This window comes from Massilicoli timonensis (assembly GCF_900199515.1).
GTDB lineage: Bacteria > Bacillota_I > Bacilli_A > Erysipelotrichales > Erysipelotrichaceae > Massilicoli > Massilicoli timonensis.
In genome coordinates, this window is record NZ_LT963434.1 from 227949 (window position 1) to 244914 (window position 16966).

Annotated in this window: 20 protein-coding genes; 2 read left to right on the forward strand and 18 right to left on the reverse strand. The window is 44.5% G+C overall.

The annotated features are described in order from the left end of the window. The first annotated feature begins 82 nt into the window (after positions 1-82). Complete coding sequence (locus tag C1712_RS03095) at positions 83-1339, forward strand: shikimate kinase (RefSeq protein WP_102266700.1); 1257 nt, start codon at positions 83-85, stop codon at positions 1337-1339. Positions 1340-1471: 132 nt separating this feature from the next. Here C1712_RS03095 and C1712_RS03100 read toward each other — a convergent pair whose 3' ends face one another. From C1712_RS03100 to C1712_RS03175, 16 genes are all read right to left on the reverse strand, one after another. Next, complete coding sequence (locus C1712_RS03100; RefSeq protein ID WP_102266701.1) at positions 1472-2482, reverse strand: NAD(P)H-dependent glycerol-3-phosphate dehydrogenase; 1011 nt, start codon at positions 2480-2482, stop codon at positions 1472-1474. A gap of 10 nt (positions 2483-2492) precedes the next feature. Then, positions 2493-3800 carry a ribosome biogenesis GTPase Der gene (gene der / locus C1712_RS03105; RefSeq protein WP_102266703.1) on the reverse strand — a complete coding sequence of 436 codons (1308 nt, stop codon included), beginning with the start codon at positions 3798-3800 and terminating at the stop codon, positions 2493-2495. Position 3801: 1 nt separating this feature from the next. Further along, positions 3802-4467, reverse strand: coding sequence for a (d)CMP kinase (gene cmk / locus C1712_RS03110; protein ID WP_102266704.1), 666 nt, complete (start codon positions 4465-4467; stop codon positions 3802-3804). Beyond that, on the reverse strand, positions 4457-5296 hold the full coding sequence (locus C1712_RS03115; RefSeq protein WP_102266706.1) for a hypothetical protein: 840 nt from the start codon (positions 5294-5296) through the stop codon (positions 4457-4459). Before C1712_RS03115 ends, cmk begins: the two co-directional genes overlap by 11 nt. Positions 5297-5440: 144 nt before the next feature. Next, entirely contained in the window at positions 5441-5998 is a 558-nt protein-coding gene (efp, locus tag C1712_RS03120; protein ID WP_102266707.1) for an elongation factor P, read from the reverse strand. A gap of 68 nt (positions 5999-6066) precedes the next feature. After that, complete coding sequence (locus C1712_RS03125; protein ID WP_102266709.1) at positions 6067-6399, reverse strand: hypothetical protein; 333 nt, start codon at positions 6397-6399, stop codon at positions 6067-6069. 14 nt (positions 6400-6413) lie between these two features. Then, entirely contained in the window at positions 6414-6731 is a 318-nt protein-coding gene (locus tag C1712_RS03130; RefSeq protein WP_102266710.1) for a hypothetical protein, read from the reverse strand. 31 nt (positions 6732-6762) lie between these two features. Further along, complete coding sequence (locus C1712_RS03135; RefSeq protein WP_146003304.1) at positions 6763-7173, reverse strand: type II secretion system protein; 411 nt, start codon at positions 7171-7173, stop codon at positions 6763-6765. Next, a complete protein-coding gene (locus C1712_RS03140) occupies positions 7127-7324 on the reverse strand; it encodes a hypothetical protein (RefSeq protein ID WP_102266713.1) in 198 nt (65 codons plus the stop codon). The genes C1712_RS03135 and C1712_RS03140 overlap by 47 nt, the downstream gene beginning before the upstream one ends. Then, complete coding sequence (locus tag C1712_RS03145; RefSeq protein WP_146003305.1) at positions 7311-7670, reverse strand: hypothetical protein; 360 nt, start codon at positions 7668-7670, stop codon at positions 7311-7313. The genes C1712_RS03140 and C1712_RS03145 overlap by 14 nt, the downstream gene beginning before the upstream one ends. A gap of 13 nt (positions 7671-7683) precedes the next feature. Next, on the reverse strand, positions 7684-7983 hold the full coding sequence (comGC, locus tag C1712_RS03150; RefSeq protein WP_102266716.1) for a competence type IV pilus major pilin ComGC: 300 nt from the start codon (positions 7981-7983) through the stop codon (positions 7684-7686). A gap of 13 nt (positions 7984-7996) precedes the next feature. Further along, positions 7997-8956, reverse strand: a complete 960-nt coding sequence (locus C1712_RS03155) for a type II secretion system F family protein (protein ID WP_180963052.1) — start codon at positions 8954-8956, stop codon at positions 7997-7999. Then, the gene (locus C1712_RS03160) at positions 8943-9932 is read right to left on the reverse strand and encodes an ATPase, T2SS/T4P/T4SS family (RefSeq protein ID WP_102266719.1); all 990 of its coding nucleotides are present in this window, start codon (positions 9930-9932) and stop codon (positions 8943-8945) included. The genes C1712_RS03155 and C1712_RS03160 overlap by 14 nt, the downstream gene beginning before the upstream one ends. A 163-nt stretch (positions 9933-10095) precedes the next feature. Then, a complete protein-coding gene (locus tag C1712_RS03165) occupies positions 10096-10713 on the reverse strand; it encodes an MBL fold metallo-hydrolase (protein WP_102266721.1) in 618 nt (205 codons plus the stop codon). A 40-nt stretch (positions 10714-10753) separates the two neighbouring features. Next, positions 10754-10903 (reverse strand): 50S ribosomal protein L33, encoded by a 150-nt coding sequence (rpmG, locus tag C1712_RS03170; protein WP_102266723.1) that lies wholly within the window; start codon positions 10901-10903, stop codon positions 10754-10756. 56 nt (positions 10904-10959) lie between these two features. Beyond that, entirely contained in the window at positions 10960-13020 is a 2061-nt protein-coding gene (locus tag C1712_RS03175) for a peptidoglycan D,D-transpeptidase FtsI family protein (RefSeq protein WP_180963053.1), read from the reverse strand. Between the two features lie 214 nt (positions 13021-13234). On the opposite strand from C1712_RS03175, the gene ispG reads away from it, so the two are divergent. Beyond that, a complete protein-coding gene (gene ispG / locus C1712_RS03180; protein WP_180963054.1) occupies positions 13235-14311 on the forward strand; it encodes a flavodoxin-dependent (E)-4-hydroxy-3-methylbut-2-enyl-diphosphate synthase in 1077 nt (358 codons plus the stop codon). 264 nt (positions 14312-14575) lie between these two features. Here ispG and C1712_RS03185 read toward each other — a convergent pair whose 3' ends face one another. Further along, the gene (locus C1712_RS03185; RefSeq protein ID WP_102266726.1) at positions 14576-15469 is read right to left on the reverse strand and encodes a deoxyribonuclease IV; all 894 of its coding nucleotides are present in this window, start codon (positions 15467-15469) and stop codon (positions 14576-14578) included. Continuing rightward, positions 15470-16819, reverse strand: coding sequence for a DEAD/DEAH box helicase (locus C1712_RS03190; protein ID WP_102266728.1), 1350 nt, complete (start codon positions 16817-16819; stop codon positions 15470-15472). Positions 16820-16966 lie beyond the last annotated feature (147 nt).

Consider the following 16966-nt stretch of genomic DNA (forward strand, 5'->3'; position numbering starts at 1 on the left):
TATCATTTTATATCATGTTCGCGTATTGAAATCAATAGCGTTTTATTGTATCCTATAAGCAATAGAAACGAGGGTGATAGATATGCAGTATGGACTGATCGGCGGGGCGCTGGGACACAGCTTCTCTAAAGAGATTCACGAACAGATCGCTTCTTATACCTATGATTTGATGCCATTAACGGAAAGTGCATTTCATACGTTCATGGAAAAACGGGATTTCAAGGCAATCAATGTGACAATTCCTTATAAAAAGGCCGTCATTCCCTATTTAGATGAGATAGAGGAAGCAGCTGAAATGATCGGCGCGGTCAATACGATCGTAAATCGCAATGGAAAACTGATCGGCTATAACACCGATTATTATGGATTTGCTTATATGGTGAAAAAATATCGGGTATCGATGCAAAACAAGAAAGTGTTGGTCATCGGTAACGGCGGTGCTTCTTTGGCCATCCAGGCAGTCGTAAAAAAAGCGCAGCCTAAAGAATTGGTCATCGTTGATGTCGCTAGGAGCAAAGATGCGGTAGACTATGAGGAGGTCTATCACAAACATTTAGATGCGGAGATCGTAATCAATACTTCTCCGGTCGGGATGTATCCGAAAAACGATGCTGCTCCGATCGATCTGCGTTTGTTTCACTGCTGTGAAGCAGTATTGGATGTCGTTTATAATCCCATCACCACAAAGCTTTGCTACACCGCCAAACAGTTGGGCCTGATCCATGCCAATGGCTTGGAAATGCTGATTGCACAAGCGAAATATGCAGTAGAACACTTTTTACATCAAAAGATCGATGATCAGATCATCGAAACGATTTATCAAAAGCTGCTGCGCGATAAAATCAATATTGTTTTGATCGGTATGCCAAGCGCCGGGAAAACGACGATCGGAAGACTGCTGGCAAAACAAATGCAGAAGCCTTTTATCGACATGGATGAAAGGATCGTTGCACAAGCCGGAAAATCGATCCCACAGATCTTCGCAGAGCATGGTGAGCGCGGTTTTCGTGCCTATGAAACACAGATCGCCATGCAGTTGGCAAAACAGGAAAACAGCGTGATCGCCTGTGGCGGCGGCATTGTGAAGTACGATGTCAATATGGAAATGCTGGGACAAAACAGCATTGTCATTTATTTGGAGCGTGATCCTGCAAATCTATCCAGCAATGACCCTACCCGGCCGCTCTCAAGCAGCAAAGAAGCGGTGGAAAAGATGTATCGCGAGCGTCTGCCGCTTTATCTTCAATACAGTGATATCACGGTCAAAAACGCCGAAGAACCGGCAGTTGTTGCAGAAAACTGTGTGCAGCAGATCGATGCTTATATCGCAAAGAGATAGCTTTTTCTCTTTGCTTTTTTTGTCAGCTCTTTCTTCTAAAAGTACGCATATGCTTATGGATGGCTGATCATAAGAAAAGGAAGATATCCTAAAAAAGACTATCTTCCCTGCTAAACACAAATATCTTTTTGTTTATATTGAATGATAAGGGTGTTCTTCCTTTAATTCCCGATGCATCAGATCATAGGCGCTTTGGCGCGGTTCTTTGCCATGATACAGCACCTGATAAACCTCTTCGATGATCGGCATTTCAATGCCTTTTTCTTTTGCCAGATCGTGAATGACCTGAGCGGTACGCACCCCTTCGACGGTTTTGGTATTGTTTTCCCAAAAGGCTTTGGCATCATTGGAACGGCCGATTTCATATCCTGCCTGAAAATTGCGGGAATGGACGCTGGTACAGGTAACGATCAAATCCCCGATACCGGTCAATCCCATAAAGGTTTCGAGTTTTCCGCCCATCGCCGTACCAAAACGGATCATCTCTGCCAAACCACGCGTGATCAATGCCGCTTTGGTATTGTCGCCGTATCCGATTCCGCTTAATACACCGCTTGCCACCGCAATCGCATTCTTCAGTGCAACCCCGATTTCACTGCCGATCTCATCTTTGCCGCGATATACGCGCAGATAGGCATTTGAGAAGGTATTTTGCACCGTAATGGCATCTGCTTCATTTAAGGAAACCGCACAGATCGTTGTCAGCATACGGATGACGACTTCTTCGGCATGACTTGGTCCGATCAAAGATACGACACTGCTTAAATACTGCTCCGGAATCACACTGCGAATGACATTCGACATGCGTTCGTTGGTGACCGGGTGAAAGCCTTTGCTGGTATTGACGATAATGACTTTATGATCCAGATAAGGCAGCAGATCCCGACATACCGATTCGATTGCGATCGTAGGAACAGATAAAACGATCATATCCGCATCTTTTACGACATCGATCGTCGTACTGACTTTGATGGCCGGATTCAGATCGACATTAGGGAAAAACTTTTCATTGCGATGGTTTTCAGCAATATCCTGTAATTCTTCCGCACAGTTGCCGTAAATGGTAACATCCACATGATTATCGGCAAGCACTTGGGCAAGTCCGCTTCCCCAACTGCCACTTCCGATTACGACAGTTTTCATAAGATTACCTCTACTTTCTTTCACGGGCGAGAATGCGAATGGTCGTTCCTTCAAAGCCAAACGCTTCACGCAATGTATTTTCAATAAAACGCTTATAACTGAAATGCAGCAATTCCGGATCATTGACAAACAGCACGATCGTCGGTGGTGCAGTAGCAACTTGTGAAGCATAATAGATCTTTAATTGTTTGCCATTGCGGGTCGGAGGAGGTGTCATCAGCTGTGCATCCATGATCACTTCATTCAATACATTTGTCTGAATGCGCAGCAAAGATGCGTCATGCACTGCGTCGATCAGCGGTAAAAGCGTTTGGACGCGCGCTTTGGTAAGCGCCGAAACAAAAGCGATCGGCGCATAACTGAGATAAATAAATTCCTGACGCAGCTTCTTCTCTATTTGATGCATCGTATGCTCATCTTTTTCAACAGCATCCCATTTATTGTAAACAAGGATAATGCCCTTCCCTGCTTCATGCGCATATCCGGCAACATGCTTGTCCTGCTCACGTACGCCGCTTTCGCCATCGATCACGACCAAGACAACATCACTGCGCTCAATCGCGCTCATTGCCCGCAATACTGAGTATTTTTCAATGTTTTCATACACCTTGCCGCGCTTTCTGATACCGGCGGTATCAATGACGACATAATCCTTCCCATCACTTTGAAACGGTGTATCGATCGCATCGCGGGTCGTTCCTTCAACATCGCTCACAATGACCCGTTCTTGCTTTAAGATCGCATTGACAAGTGAGCTTTTACCGACATTCGGACGACCGATCAGACAAAACTTCGTCATTCCTTCATATTCATCTGTTTCTTTCTCAGGGAAATGCGCAACGAGTGCATCCAACGCATCACCGATACCGATACCATGACTGCCGCTCATTGCAATCGGATCACCTAAGCCTAATGCATAAAATTCATAGATCGCATCTTGTAAATGCAGATCATCGATCTTATTGACACCGAGAACGACCGGTTTTTTTGCTTTTTGCAGCAATCTGGCGATTGCTTGATCCTCCGTGGTCAAACCTTCACGTCCATTTACCAGAAATAAGATCGCATCCGCTTCTGCAATCGCAATTTCTACCTGAACGCGGATTTCCTCGCTAAAAGGCTGCTGTTCCAACTGGATCCCGCCGGTATCGATCAGACGAAATTCTTTGGTCAGCCACTCTCCCTTTCCATAAATACGATCTCTGGTAACGCCGGGCTGATCTTCGACAATACTCTTTCGCTCACCGATCATACGATTAAATATTGTCGATTTACCAACATTCGGACGTCCAACGATCGCAACCGTACCATGAATCATATTAGTTCCACAGTCCTTTCTCTTTCAATATCTGCATGATCGCCGCTACGACTTCTTCTATGTTCAGTGCAGAAGTATCAAGCTCGATCGCATCATCTGCCTTTTTTAATGGCGATGCACTACGATGACTGTCCTGATAATCACGCTTTTCGATGTCATCATAGACGTCTTTATAAGACATGGAAATGCCTTTTTCCACATATTCTTTATAACGGCGATCCGCTCTCGCTTTCACGGAAGCGACCATAAAGATCTTGACCGCCGCATCGGGCAGCACGACTGTACCGATATCACGTCCATCTAATATGTATCCTTGTCCCGCAGCGATCTTTTGCTGCAATGCGACAAGATTTCTACGCACCTGTGGATAAGCGCTCACTTTGCTTGCCAGCATGCTGATCTCATTGCTTCTGATTGCCATACTGACATCTTCACCATTCAGCAAAACATTCCCGGACGCATCAAAATCGATCTTCGTATGTCCCAAGACCTTTGCTACTGCATCTCCATCTTCTAAATCGATCTTGCAGCGCTGTGCCGCAAGCGCACAACAGCGATACATCGCTCCTGTATCGAGATGAGCAAAGCCCAGTGTTTTCGCCAGGATCTTGGCAATCGTGCTCTTTCCGGCAGCACTAGGCCCGTCGATCGCAATATTAAAGCGCATTTATGACACCTCCCGATTGTAAGATATAGTAAACGACAAATCCGATCGCGGCAATCAGACAGACGATCAAAAGGCATAAGATGATATTCAGCATCCGATGCGTACGATCCAAACCATCGTTTAGATCGGTCAATTCTTCCTCATAACTGTCTAACTGAAGCTTCATTTTTTGTGTTTGTTCTACCAGCTTCGATACATCATCACTTGCCATCGTTTCCTGCGGCAGCACGCTTCCTAGCTCCATCGTCGCTTCCGACTTCTCTTGCGATGATTCTTCCTTGGCAAAAGCCTCTTCCATCGGCACTGCTTTTACTTCATAAGCCGTCTTTTCTTCTTGTACCTGCCCGCTTATGCTTTCTTCTTCCAGCGGCGTCTCATCCTGCAACAGCTCCTGTACCTGCTTGGCAATCTCCTCTTTGCTTAAAGAAGCTGTCGTATCTTCCAATCCAAACGTCAATTCCTCACTTTCCAACGGGGAAATATATTGACTTCTTTTGGGAGCAGAACCCTTTAATTGTGATAAAATATCCATCTGCGTATCATCTTCCAAACGGTTGCCTTTCTTCAGATTATACTCTCGCACTTCATTGATAAATTCATCTAAAAACTCATTCTTGAACTGAAACGTATCCGTATGTTCCTCAAACTGTTCCATCTGTTCGCGTTTTGGCAAAGTATCCTCGATCTTGACCTTTTTATAATGCGCCGGTTCTATTGTATGCAGCGTTTCCATCGACGTTTCTTTTTCCAGATCCATCTCTGTTTCCGCATTTTCCTCAATTTGTTTTCTCAGGTCTTCATATTTCTTTACGCGAGATAATTTTTCCATAAAAAAAACCTCCTATATCCGTTTCTTATTATACCAAATAACCGCTTATTTGAATACAAAAAGCGTAAACTTTACTTAATTATCACACAAATTCCAAATTTCCGATTCCATATAAAAAGCGGCAAACCTTGCCGCTATCAGAAATTAAGCACGACCGGCATATTTGCCGTCAGCTGTTGAGATCATTACCATTTCTTCATTTTCGATAAACAGCGGAACACGGATTTCCAAGCCGGTTTCCACTTTCGCATTCTTTGTCGCGTTGGTTGCCGTATCACCTTTTACCGCCGGTTCGCATTCCACGATCTGCAACGCTACCTTATCCGGTAAAATAACACCTAGGAATTCCCCTTCAAACATCGTCACATTGACATTGTCATTCGGTTTCATAAACTTCATTTCCCATGTCAATGCTTCTTTGTTGATTTCAATCTGTTCATACGTTTCATTGTCCATGAATACCAGTGCATCATCAGTATCGTAAAGATACTGCATTTCCTTTTTGTCGATATGTGCCGGAGCGATTTTATCCCCACCGCCAAATGACAATTCGATGTTGGATCCGGTTCTCAGATTTCTGACTTTTGCCTTTACTACCATTGCCGAACGGGCTGTTTTATTTTGGCTTTGTTCCAATACCACATAGATGTTGCCATCGACCTGAATGGTCATGCCCGGTTTCAAATCATTTGAACTAATCATATTTTTCTCACCTTTCTCTAATCTATAACCTCTTATATTTTACCGTTTTTCTATTATTTGTCAATAACTTAGAAAAGGGAGCGAAACCGCATGCCGCATGCATAGTTGATATAAGCCAAAAAAGCGGAAAGATAGACATATGCAAGCATATCGAGGGAAAGCGGAATTGCTAAAAGAATACACCATCCTCCCATGATAAAAAGTAATAGGCATACGATCAGAAAGTCCTCTGCCTTTAATGCGATGCACGAGCTCGGATACTTTTTGAAATGCAGCAGCGCTGAACAAAGCGCATAGACCGCAATGAGAGAAAAGGCAGATGCCTCAAGAAATTGACAGAGATAGCCTGCTCCAATCATCAAAGCAAAGATACCGACCGACACAATCGTTAAATTCCACATTTTTATCACCGCTTTTAGTATGGGCAGCCATCTTCGATATATGACACATCCATGACACAATCACTCAGATCGTCATACTGGAGCCGGAAACAGAGCAGCTTGCCGTTGATTTGAAAACTTGCATAGGCAGTAATATCATCATAATGCAGCGTTACTTCTTCTCCTTCGACGGTAATGCTCTCATCTTCTTCTTCATATTCCGCAAGCGCATGCTTGATATAGTGAATCAGATACCACTCGATCTTCTGCTTTTTATTCTCGGCCAAGCGATATTGAAGCAGTTGTGTGCCATCGTGGTAAGCAAAAGATAGCGTCAATACCAATAGCTGCATGCACATGAGCATCATAACGGAAAAAAAGCCGCTACGCCGGGCAGTAAAGCATCCCTTGATAGTCTTCCTTCTCTCTTTTCCATGAAAGCCAAACACATCCATCCTCCTCATAAAAATAAGCGTCATCCAATTCCATCATCATGATTTCATTGCCGATCTGATGAACGATCTGATCTTTTTTGATCCGCAATGCACCCTCCTCATCATGATACAGGAACTGCAGCACCTGTTTCTCCCAAGTGATATCTTCTGCCTGTGCAAGCAAACGCCGCATCTGCCAAAGCGCCATTTCATCACTGAGCAGCATGCTTGCTTTCGTTCCATAGCGTAATACTGACATGCTTTTGGCGAGCACCAGCGCACATAATGAAACAATGAGCAATGCTAAGATCATTTCACTCATCGTAAAGGCCGAGCGCTTCATACATCTTTTGTAAATCACGTGCTGTTTCCTCCTGCTTTTGATTCCATTCGCTATGGATATCGATCCTTTTTAAGCGTACGATCGACAGTGCAAGCATTGACGCCAGCGAAACGATCATCAATGCACACAAAGTATCGATCAAAAGAAAACCGTCTTTATCGTACGACACTGCGACCACTTCCCAACTGAAATACAAGTGTTCCCTGTTCATTTTCATTTGCGCAGCGCAGTGTACCGGCCTTAGAAATGTTACCGGCCGCATTATAAGCAAACGCGTACGGTTCACAGGTGATTCCGCTTGGATAAAAAACACTTTCTTGATCGAATAAAGCATGATCATTTTCAAAGCGAATCGTGCGGCGTTGTCCTGCCTGCATCGCTGAAAACTGCTGTTCCTCGCAGTACAGCTTCATCTGCCGCAAGAATAACTGCAAAGAAAACGCAGTTGCTTTCTTTCCGACAAACATACCATACATCATCACACACAGCGCCACCACGAAGAGTGTTTCTATCAAAGTGAAGCCTTCTCTATTTTTCTTTTGCCTGTCCATTCACGATCACGATTTCCTTTCCGCCTTGACAAATATTCTGTCCTTCTTTCAAATACCCTTCATTGATCAATTCACTGATCGAGGACGGTGTACGGTTATGATCTAATTCAAATAATAAAATCTGACTGTTCACCACTTCCACCAAAGCCTGACAGCCTTTTGTCTGGATCGTTTTTTGTTTCTGCTGGATATTAGGCAAAGTTAAAAGAAAAATCAAAGCGATGACTGATAAGACGATGATCATCTCTAAAATCGTAAAACCTGCACGTTGTTTCATCGTTTCCCTCCTGTTAGAACTGTTCCAATAATTCCAAAGGCAATAACATGATTTGATAAACCGAGATCACTAAGACCGCCACATACCCATAAGCCAGTGCCGTAATTGCGATCGTGCAAGATTTGATGCGTTTTTCCATCTGCATCTGGTGCTTGATCAAATATTGCCCCAATAATGTATCTAGGGTAGAAGCCGCGCTGCCGATTTCGATCATCTGCAACAGGTCCTTTGAAAGCAATGCACATTGGGCAAGCGCATCGGTCAAGGAAGCACCGTTTTCCAGCAGTGCCTCGATCCGTTTTGCACATTCTGCGATCATCTTTTTTTTACTATTCGTGCGAAGAAAGGAAAAAACCTGTTTGCTGGAAAGACCGCCCTGCATCAATATCCGTAAATAGGCACAAAACTGATATGACCAGTAATCTTTTACCCAGCGGCAATGCGCGATCAACAAAAGCATACAATTATGATGAAAGCGTGGCACTAGGCGATAAATAAGCAGATAAAAGAGCAGCACGCTCAACCCCAGCAGCAATAAAATTGCCAGAATATAGAGAAAATCTAATACAACCTGCAAAAATGAGGCGTCTTGTTCCAATTCAAAACCGCTTTGCATCATCGGCAGGATATTGCCGCGAAAAAAGAGCAGCGTCATGACTGCGCAAAGAAAGATAAAAAACGGATAAAGCGACTTCCGCAAAAACTGACGCTTCATGTTCTCTTCAAAATCTAAGTAGGTGAACGTCATCTTGATTGCTTCCTGTAATGATACAAATTGCAGAAAAAAAGCAATATGTTCATAAAAAGATCCGCTGTGATTGAGAAAAAGCATTTCATCTACCGTTTTCCCTTCCTCAAGCTTCTCTAAGATCACCTCACTGTCCTTACCGATGATCATGCAGGCATCGCGGAAGTGATATCCTTTTTCCAAAAGCATTTGCAGATAGCGCCAGTCTGCTTTAGTAAACTTCAAGGTCCTGTTCGGCGCTTTTTTTGGAAATCCAGCCGTTTTCAAGCGCTTTGCGTATTTCCAGATGTATTCCATCATGTTCATGCTCAATGTTCCACCCTTCCAAATAGTGTGTCAGCGCATCTTTTTCTAGGATCTCATAAATACAGATGCGCTCTTTCCCGTTTTTAGCAGTCATGAGCCGCTGTGAGCTGACTGCAGTCAGCGTCTGCTTTAATTCACTGCGGCTTACCCCCAGCTCTTCCATGCGTTTTAAGGCTTCCGTTGCACTTTTGGCATGAATACAGGTAAATACCATATGTCCGCTCAATGCACAGCGATATGCCATTTTTGCAGTATGAGCATCACGAATCTCACCGATCATGATAACATCGGGATCATGACGCAATAGCTGTTTGATCCCTTCCTCATAACTGAAATCAGCCGCTTCATTGACTTGCAGCTGTAAGTACTCCTGAGAAATAATTTCGATTGGATCCTCTAAGGTAATAATCTTTAATTGCTTGCGTTTGGCGATCAAATGCAATAACGCATGGAGCGTGGTCGTTTTGCCGCTGCCTGTCGGTCCACTTAGCAGGATCATGCCGCTACGAAAGCGGCACCATCTCACCATCGCCGCAACACACTGCTTTTGTTTGGTCAGGTCTTGCACTTTTAACTGCGGATGATTGCTTAAAATACGTAAGACCGCTGTTTCCAGTGAACGATTGACAATGAGTGAAAAACGAAAGTACTGCATGCTCCCATTCAGTGATAATGTAAATGCGCTGGACTGCGGCCGCTTTGATCCCAGATCTAAGTTTGCCAAATATTTCAAATACTGAAAGAAAGCACGGTCAAATAACGGATCATCGATCACACGAATCCCTTTTAATGCGCGCAAAGATACTTGTAATCGCTCATCCTCTAATAAAAAATGCACGTCAGTAGCACCATGCCTTTGGGCGGTCAATAGCAATCTGATCAAACGTTCCTTCATTTCTTATCCCCCTTCCCTTGTGAGCATTAAGCATATCCTTCCTCCTGTATTTTCTATACGCGAAAGATTGTCTTTTATCCTAAGACAGTGATGAAAATAAATGCGATCTTCTCAAGCATATAAAAAAAAACGGAAATCATCATTCCCGTTTCCTTTCCTTATGCTAAACCTGCGCCAAATAAGGATTGTATAGCAGCTCCTGCTCAATGGTCGTAAAAGGTCCATGCCCCGGATATACATGCCACGCCGGCTGCAGTGTTTTGATCATCCGCAGCGTCTGGATCATTTTTGAATTGGAGCCACCCGGCAGATCAGTGCGTCCGATGCCCATTTGAAACAGTGCATCACCGCTGAACAAATGATCTTCGATCAGGATCATGACGCTGCCTTCACTATGTCCTGGCGCATCGATGACCGTTATATGAAAAGTTCCAACCTGCTGTTCCCCTGCTCCCAGCTTCTCAGCTTTTGCCTGGACGGTAAGTGGATTCGCCGCAATGGAATAATTAAGATAAGGATCCCGCAGCATCGCCATATCTGCTTCATGCAGATAAAGCGGACAGTGATAGCGTTTCACTAGCCGATCCACACCGGCAATATGATCAAAATGGCCATGTGTCAAAACAATGCCATCTACCTGTGCATGACGTTTTTCAATTTCATCGGCAATGCGATGATTCTTTGTTCCCGGATCAATGATCAATGCATGTCCCTGCTGAAAGATTAGATAACAGTTACAGGCAAATTCATGATCGACAATTACTGGTACGATTTCTATCATATGTGTTTCTTAATAAAAAAGACCAATCAGACGGCCCTTTTTATTTTTTCTCCTTATGAACGGTTTTTTTGTTACAACGCGGGCAGAATTTATTGATCTGCATGCGTTCCGGATGTTTCCTTTTATTGCGTGTTCCAATGTAGTTTTCTTCGTTACATTCTGAACATTTGAAAGTAATACGATCTCTCATAGTGTCCCTCCTCTACCTACATGCGTAATGATTATATCATAGTTGCTTTCAGATTACTAATACTTTTTATAAAATTCTTCTAAAACCTGCGGCATGATAGTATTACCGCAGATATTAGGCTGCAGTTTATCGCCGTTGCTGTAATTAGGTGCCATGCAGGCAAATGCCAAATTCGGCGTATCGCTGTCATATGGCGCATATCCTAACTGAATGGCATTTGGCGAATCATAGCCGACTCCATCTTTATAGTATTTATTTTCAGCGGTTCCGGTCTTAGCAGCAACCTGCACATCAGAACGATTGATATTGCCACAGTAATTTGTCGTAACACAGGTGCGCATTCCTAAATGCACCCGGTCAAAATAAGCGCGATCGCCGTTGACATAGTTCAGGATCTCACTCTTGTTCTGATAGACGACGTTCTTGCTGTTTACCTCATACGCCTGTGTAACCAAACGCGGCTTCATCCGCTTACCGCCGTTTGCGACCGTTGCCGTGTACTGCGCTAACTGCAAGGTCGTATAGCTTTCATACTGGCCGATCACATAGTCCAACAAAAGTCCGCTGCTTGTTTCGGTACCACGCACACCGATTTCCTCATTTGGCAGATCGATGCCGGTCTTTGTGCCTAAGCCAAACATCGAATAATAGCGCCGAATCAATGAATAAGCGCTTGTATCCAGATCAAGCGGTCCGTTTTTTACGTAAGTACCATGCCCCAAACGAATGGCAATATGAAACATATAGACATTGCTGGAAACCTGTAAAGCACCGATTTCATCCAATGGACCGTAATTGCGATAAGAACCTTTTGGCGCACTGCCCTTGATATAAAGCGGTTCATCGACGATGATCTCTCCCGGGGAAACCGCACCTTCGGCAAGACCCATATAAACCACTGCCGGCTTTACCGCCGAACCGGGCAAATTCGCACTGAGATAATTACCGCTGGCATAGAGATAAATATTGCCTTCTTCATCCTTTTGCACCCCGCTCATCGCATAGATTGAGCCATCTTGTGGATTGATCAGCGTAACAAAAAGATTGCGCATATATTTCGATGTTTCATTGGAACCGATCGTACGCATCGTATTCAATAAGATCTCATCGATCTTCTGCTGCAGCTCAATGTCGATGCTTAACTGCAAATCATAGCCTTTCTTCCCCGCCGATACTTCATTTAGCTGGGCATTGCCGGACTCATCATAAGTAATCTCATTGACCATTTTCTTCCCTGACAGCAGATCCTCATACTCCAGTTCCAGCCCACTGATGCCCACCATCTCATTCAAGCCATATCCAAGCGCCTGATAATACAGCTGATCCTGCTCCTGGATCGTACCGATACGTCCGATGACATCTTTCAGCGTATCAGCATAAGGATAATCGCGCATCCAGCCATTTGAAACATCAAACCCCTCAAACTGTGCAGTATGCTCGGAAAGATAAGCAACCTGCTCATTAGATACATTTTCCTTGATCAGTTTGGTTTCGCTTGCAGGACTTTTCTGCATCATCAGCTTGATGCCGTACGCATTGCGATAACTTTCAGGAATGGAAGCGATCATTTCCTCATTGACCCGAGAAAGCTTTAACTGCTCCGCCTTTGCTTCACTTAATGTCCCCGCTGCCACTTTTTCTTGTTCTTCTTCACTCAGCAAAGAATCGCCGTTATCATCGCTCAACTGCAAATACAGACTCTGATATTCCTGATTTGTCGGCTCATAGTCCGCCTTTCCGAAATGTTCATAAAAATGAATGGCATTCTCCCATATCGTCTCCTCGTCCAATTCTTCGGGCGGCGTATAAGTAATGTTCAAAGACTCCTTTGTCGCCACTACGACATTGCCATTGCGATCTAAGATCTGACCGCGAGGCGTTACCGTCTTTTGCTTTTTTGAGGCAAAATTCTCTAATTTCAGCGTATAGCTGTCATGATTTCGATATTGAATGTCAAACAGTCGAAAAGCGATGATGCAAAAGACGCACAAAACCGCCACTGCCGCGATACTGATGCGCAGATTGATGACTTTGTTATAATTCTTCTGCTTATTTAACAGATCACTGCTGTGCCGCAGCGTTTCCTGATCCATTTTCTTAAACGGGTTCGAAAACATAGAATCGTGCTCCTTTCTCATCTGCATGCCTGATTGACTTCTATATTATATCAAGTTTTTATAAAATTACCATCTTTATATTTGTGTGAATCTGTCACCGGATCATTTCTCCATTTAGGAAGGGTACGATAAAGTCATTGTCAAAAAATACGAGATTGTTTATAATGGGCATGAAAGGATTTCAAGGATACTCGTTGAAATAAGGTACATAAATATGATCAAACGAACACAGACTAGACCGGTGCAGATCGGTTCACTTACCATGGGCGGCAGCAATCACGTCATCATTCAGTCGATGCTGTCAAGCCGCACCAGCGATGTAGAGGCAAGCGTTGCCCAGATCTTAGAATTAGAAGCAATGGGGTGTGAACTGGTACGCATGGCCGTCATTGACGAAGCCGATGTCAAAGCCATTCCCCAGATCAAAAAGCAGGTGCATATTCCACTGGTTGCCGATATTCATTTTGATTATCGCATTGCGATCATGGCGGTAGAAGCCGGAATCGATAAAATTCGCTTAAATCCCGGCAATATCGGTTCTCGTGAGAATGTAGAAAAAGTGGTAGAGGCATGCCGCAGCCATCATGTGCCGATTCGAATCGGCATCAATTCCGGTTCTTTGGAAAAAGATATTCATGAAAAATATGGCAAGCCGACAGCAGCCGGTATGATCGAAAGTGCTAAGCGGCATGTGCAGATCTTAGAAGATCTGGGCTTTTATGACATCGTCTTATCGTTTAAGTCCTCTGATCCAAAGCTTTGCATCGAAGCATACCAAGAAGCGGCAAAACAGTTCCCTTACCCACTGCATCTGGGCGTGACCGAAGCCGGCACGATCACCTCCAGTGCGATCAAAAGCAGTTATGCCCTAGGTTATCTGCTGCATGAAGGCATTGGCGATACGATCCGGATCAGCGTAAACGGACATCCGCGCAAAGAGATCCCGATCGTAAAGCAATTATTAAAAAGCGTCGGTTTGCTTGACAATGTACCGAACTTGATCGCTTGCCCGACCTGCGGCAGGACCCAATGGGATATCAGCAGTGTCGTTGATGAAATAGAAGCTTTTTTACAGACGATCCATGCCGATATCAGCGTTGCGATCATGGGCTGTGCGGTCAATGGACCGGGAGAGGCCAAGCATGCGGACATTGCGATTGCCGGCGGCAAACAGGAAGGACTATTGATCAAGCGCGGTGTCATCGTTGAAAAACTGCCGCAGGAACAGATGGTTGCTCGCTTAAAAGAGGAGATACTGACACTGGCAAAATTGCAGGAAGCAGGATCATGACGCACTCCCCTCATTTACAGCTAAAAAGCATATCAGCTGAAGATATGCTTTTTTACTGCTCTGCCATTCAATTACCGTTAGAAAAGTCGATGTGAATTGTCACAAAATTCGCTTGCAGCCTAACTTGCTTCAAATGTTCTCTATTTTTTATATGAGGATAACCGAAATGATCCGCACCATCTGTTCTTTGCTGATTTACGCATGCCCCAGATCATACCTATCGATCTATGCGCAGTCTCATTGATCTCCAGTAAAAAAAGATGGCTATTGCTTGCCATCTTCTATGATCTTTTCCAATAACCGCGCATCAAATGTCCCCGCTTTCAACATTTTGATTTCATGGCGGTAAGGCGGACATTTTTCAACATATGGCGTTTCTAATATTTTGACAACATCTGCCAGTCTTGGATGATGCACGATCTGATTGAGCGTATCAAAGCCGATCTTGCCGAATCCGATATTGGCATGGCGATCTTTCCTGGCGCCTCGCTCGTTTTTAGAATCATTGATATGAATACAAAGCAGGCGATCTAACCCAATTTCACGATCAAATGCGTCTAAGTACGCGTCAAACTGTGTAAGATCCACCCCACTGTCATGTAAATGACAGGTATCCATACAAACCCCCAGGCAGGAAGCATCCTCCACCTGTTCAAGGATCATTTTGATCTGCTGCATAGTCGCACCGATCTCACTGCCTTTGCCGGCCATCGTTTCCAGTGCGATCTTCACATTACCGAAATCGACCATTTGCCGCACTTCATTCAAACCCTTCACGATCTGCGCGATGCCCGCTTCCTCACCGGCTCCGACATGGGAACCCGGATGCAGCACCAATACGCTTGACCCGATCGCTTTGACCCGTTCGACCTCTTTTGCCAGAAATTCGACCGCCAGTTCAAAGGTCGCGGGATTCGTCGTATTGGCTAAATTGATGATATAAGGCGCATGGGCAATGACATTGGTAAGCGGAATTCCTTTTGCTTCCATCATCTCCCGCATTTCCGCAGCCTTCATCTTGCTGATAGCAGTGCGTTTCGTATTCTGCGGCGCCCCGGTATAGATCATAAAAGCGTTTGCTTCATAGCTTAACGCTTCTTCTAGCGCACCCTTAAAATAATCAGGTGCACTGACTGACACATGACTTCCTATTTTCATTTACATCCCTCTTTTTTCGATCTGTTTCGCTTTTGCACGTTCTTTCTTTTGGCGCTTGATGTCTTCCTGAATCAACATACGCTTTGCTTTGCGTCTTGCTTGATCCAATTCAGCGCGTCGTTTCACTTTGTATCCCAGTTTGACTTTTTTCTTTTTTCCGGCTACTTTCTTTATCTGCGTTTCAATCAGGATTTCTTTTTCATTTGGTTTCTTGGTATTGACGCGGATCTCTTGCCAAGCATTGTTTTTAATGCCTTTCTGTATAAACTGCACACCTTTTTTCGTCAAAAGCTCTACAGCATGCTGATCTTGCTTCTGATACAGCGCATAGCAGATCCCATCACGACCGGCACGTGCGGTTCTGCCGCTGCGGTGAATATAGAAATTCAACTCTTTCGGAAAGCCCAAAGAAACAACATGTGTGATACCCTCGATATCGATCCCGCGGGCCGCCAGATCTGTCGCAACGACATAAGATTTTTTCTGTTCACGCAGTTCCTTCATCGCCTTTACGCGCTCTCTGCTGGTAAGATCACCATGCAGTTCCACTATTCCATAGCCGTGATCACGCAACAGCTGTGCTGCCGAAGCGGCCTCTTTTCGCGTATTGGCAAAGATCAGGCAGACGTATGGCTGAAATAGCGGCAGCAGTTCCAACAGTTTTTCTTCATAAGTTTTATGCTTGCAGGGAATGAGCACATGCGTAATAGCGGGAAGGCTTTTTTCATGATCGATCTGAATCACTCGCGGATCCTTCATATACTTCCGTAAAAAGAATTGCAGCTCCTGAGGAATCGTTGCGGAGAAAGACATCATCTGTAAATGATCGCCCATCTTGCCGGCAATCGCATCGACATCTTCCAAAAAGCCGAATTCCAGCGTCATATCAGCTTCATCCACGACAAGGATCCGGGTCTTCTCTAAACGCAGCACTGCTTCCTTTACAAACAGATCTTTGATGCGTCCCGGTGTTCCGATCACAAGATGAGGCTGCTGCTTTAACTGTTCCATCATTCTGCTTTTTTCGACACCGCCGGTAATCAGTTTTACCCGCAGTCCTTCCATGCACGCTTCCATATCCTGTGCATTGCGATAAAGCTGTAAAGCGAGCTCACGGGTCGGCGCGGTGATTACGACCTGGACAAAATCCTTTGTTGGATCGATCTGTTCCATGATCGGAATCAAAAAAGCATGGGTCTTCCCTGAACCCGTCGCCGATACCCCGATGATGTCTTTTCCTTTGCATGCGTAAGGAATGACCGCCTGCTGGATCATGGTCGGTTCTGTAAAGCGCTGGTATGCGATAAAACGGCGTGTCGCCTCTTTTAATTGATAGTCTTGATAACTCATTGCCTCTACCTCATTTCTCTGAATCCTGAAAAATCGTTATTATTATAGCGGTTTTTTCACTTTCTCACAAGTAAAAATACTTTTATCGGCGTTTTCCGGTTTTCATTTTTTCCTCTTTCCATTATAATGAATGCGATGACAAACAAA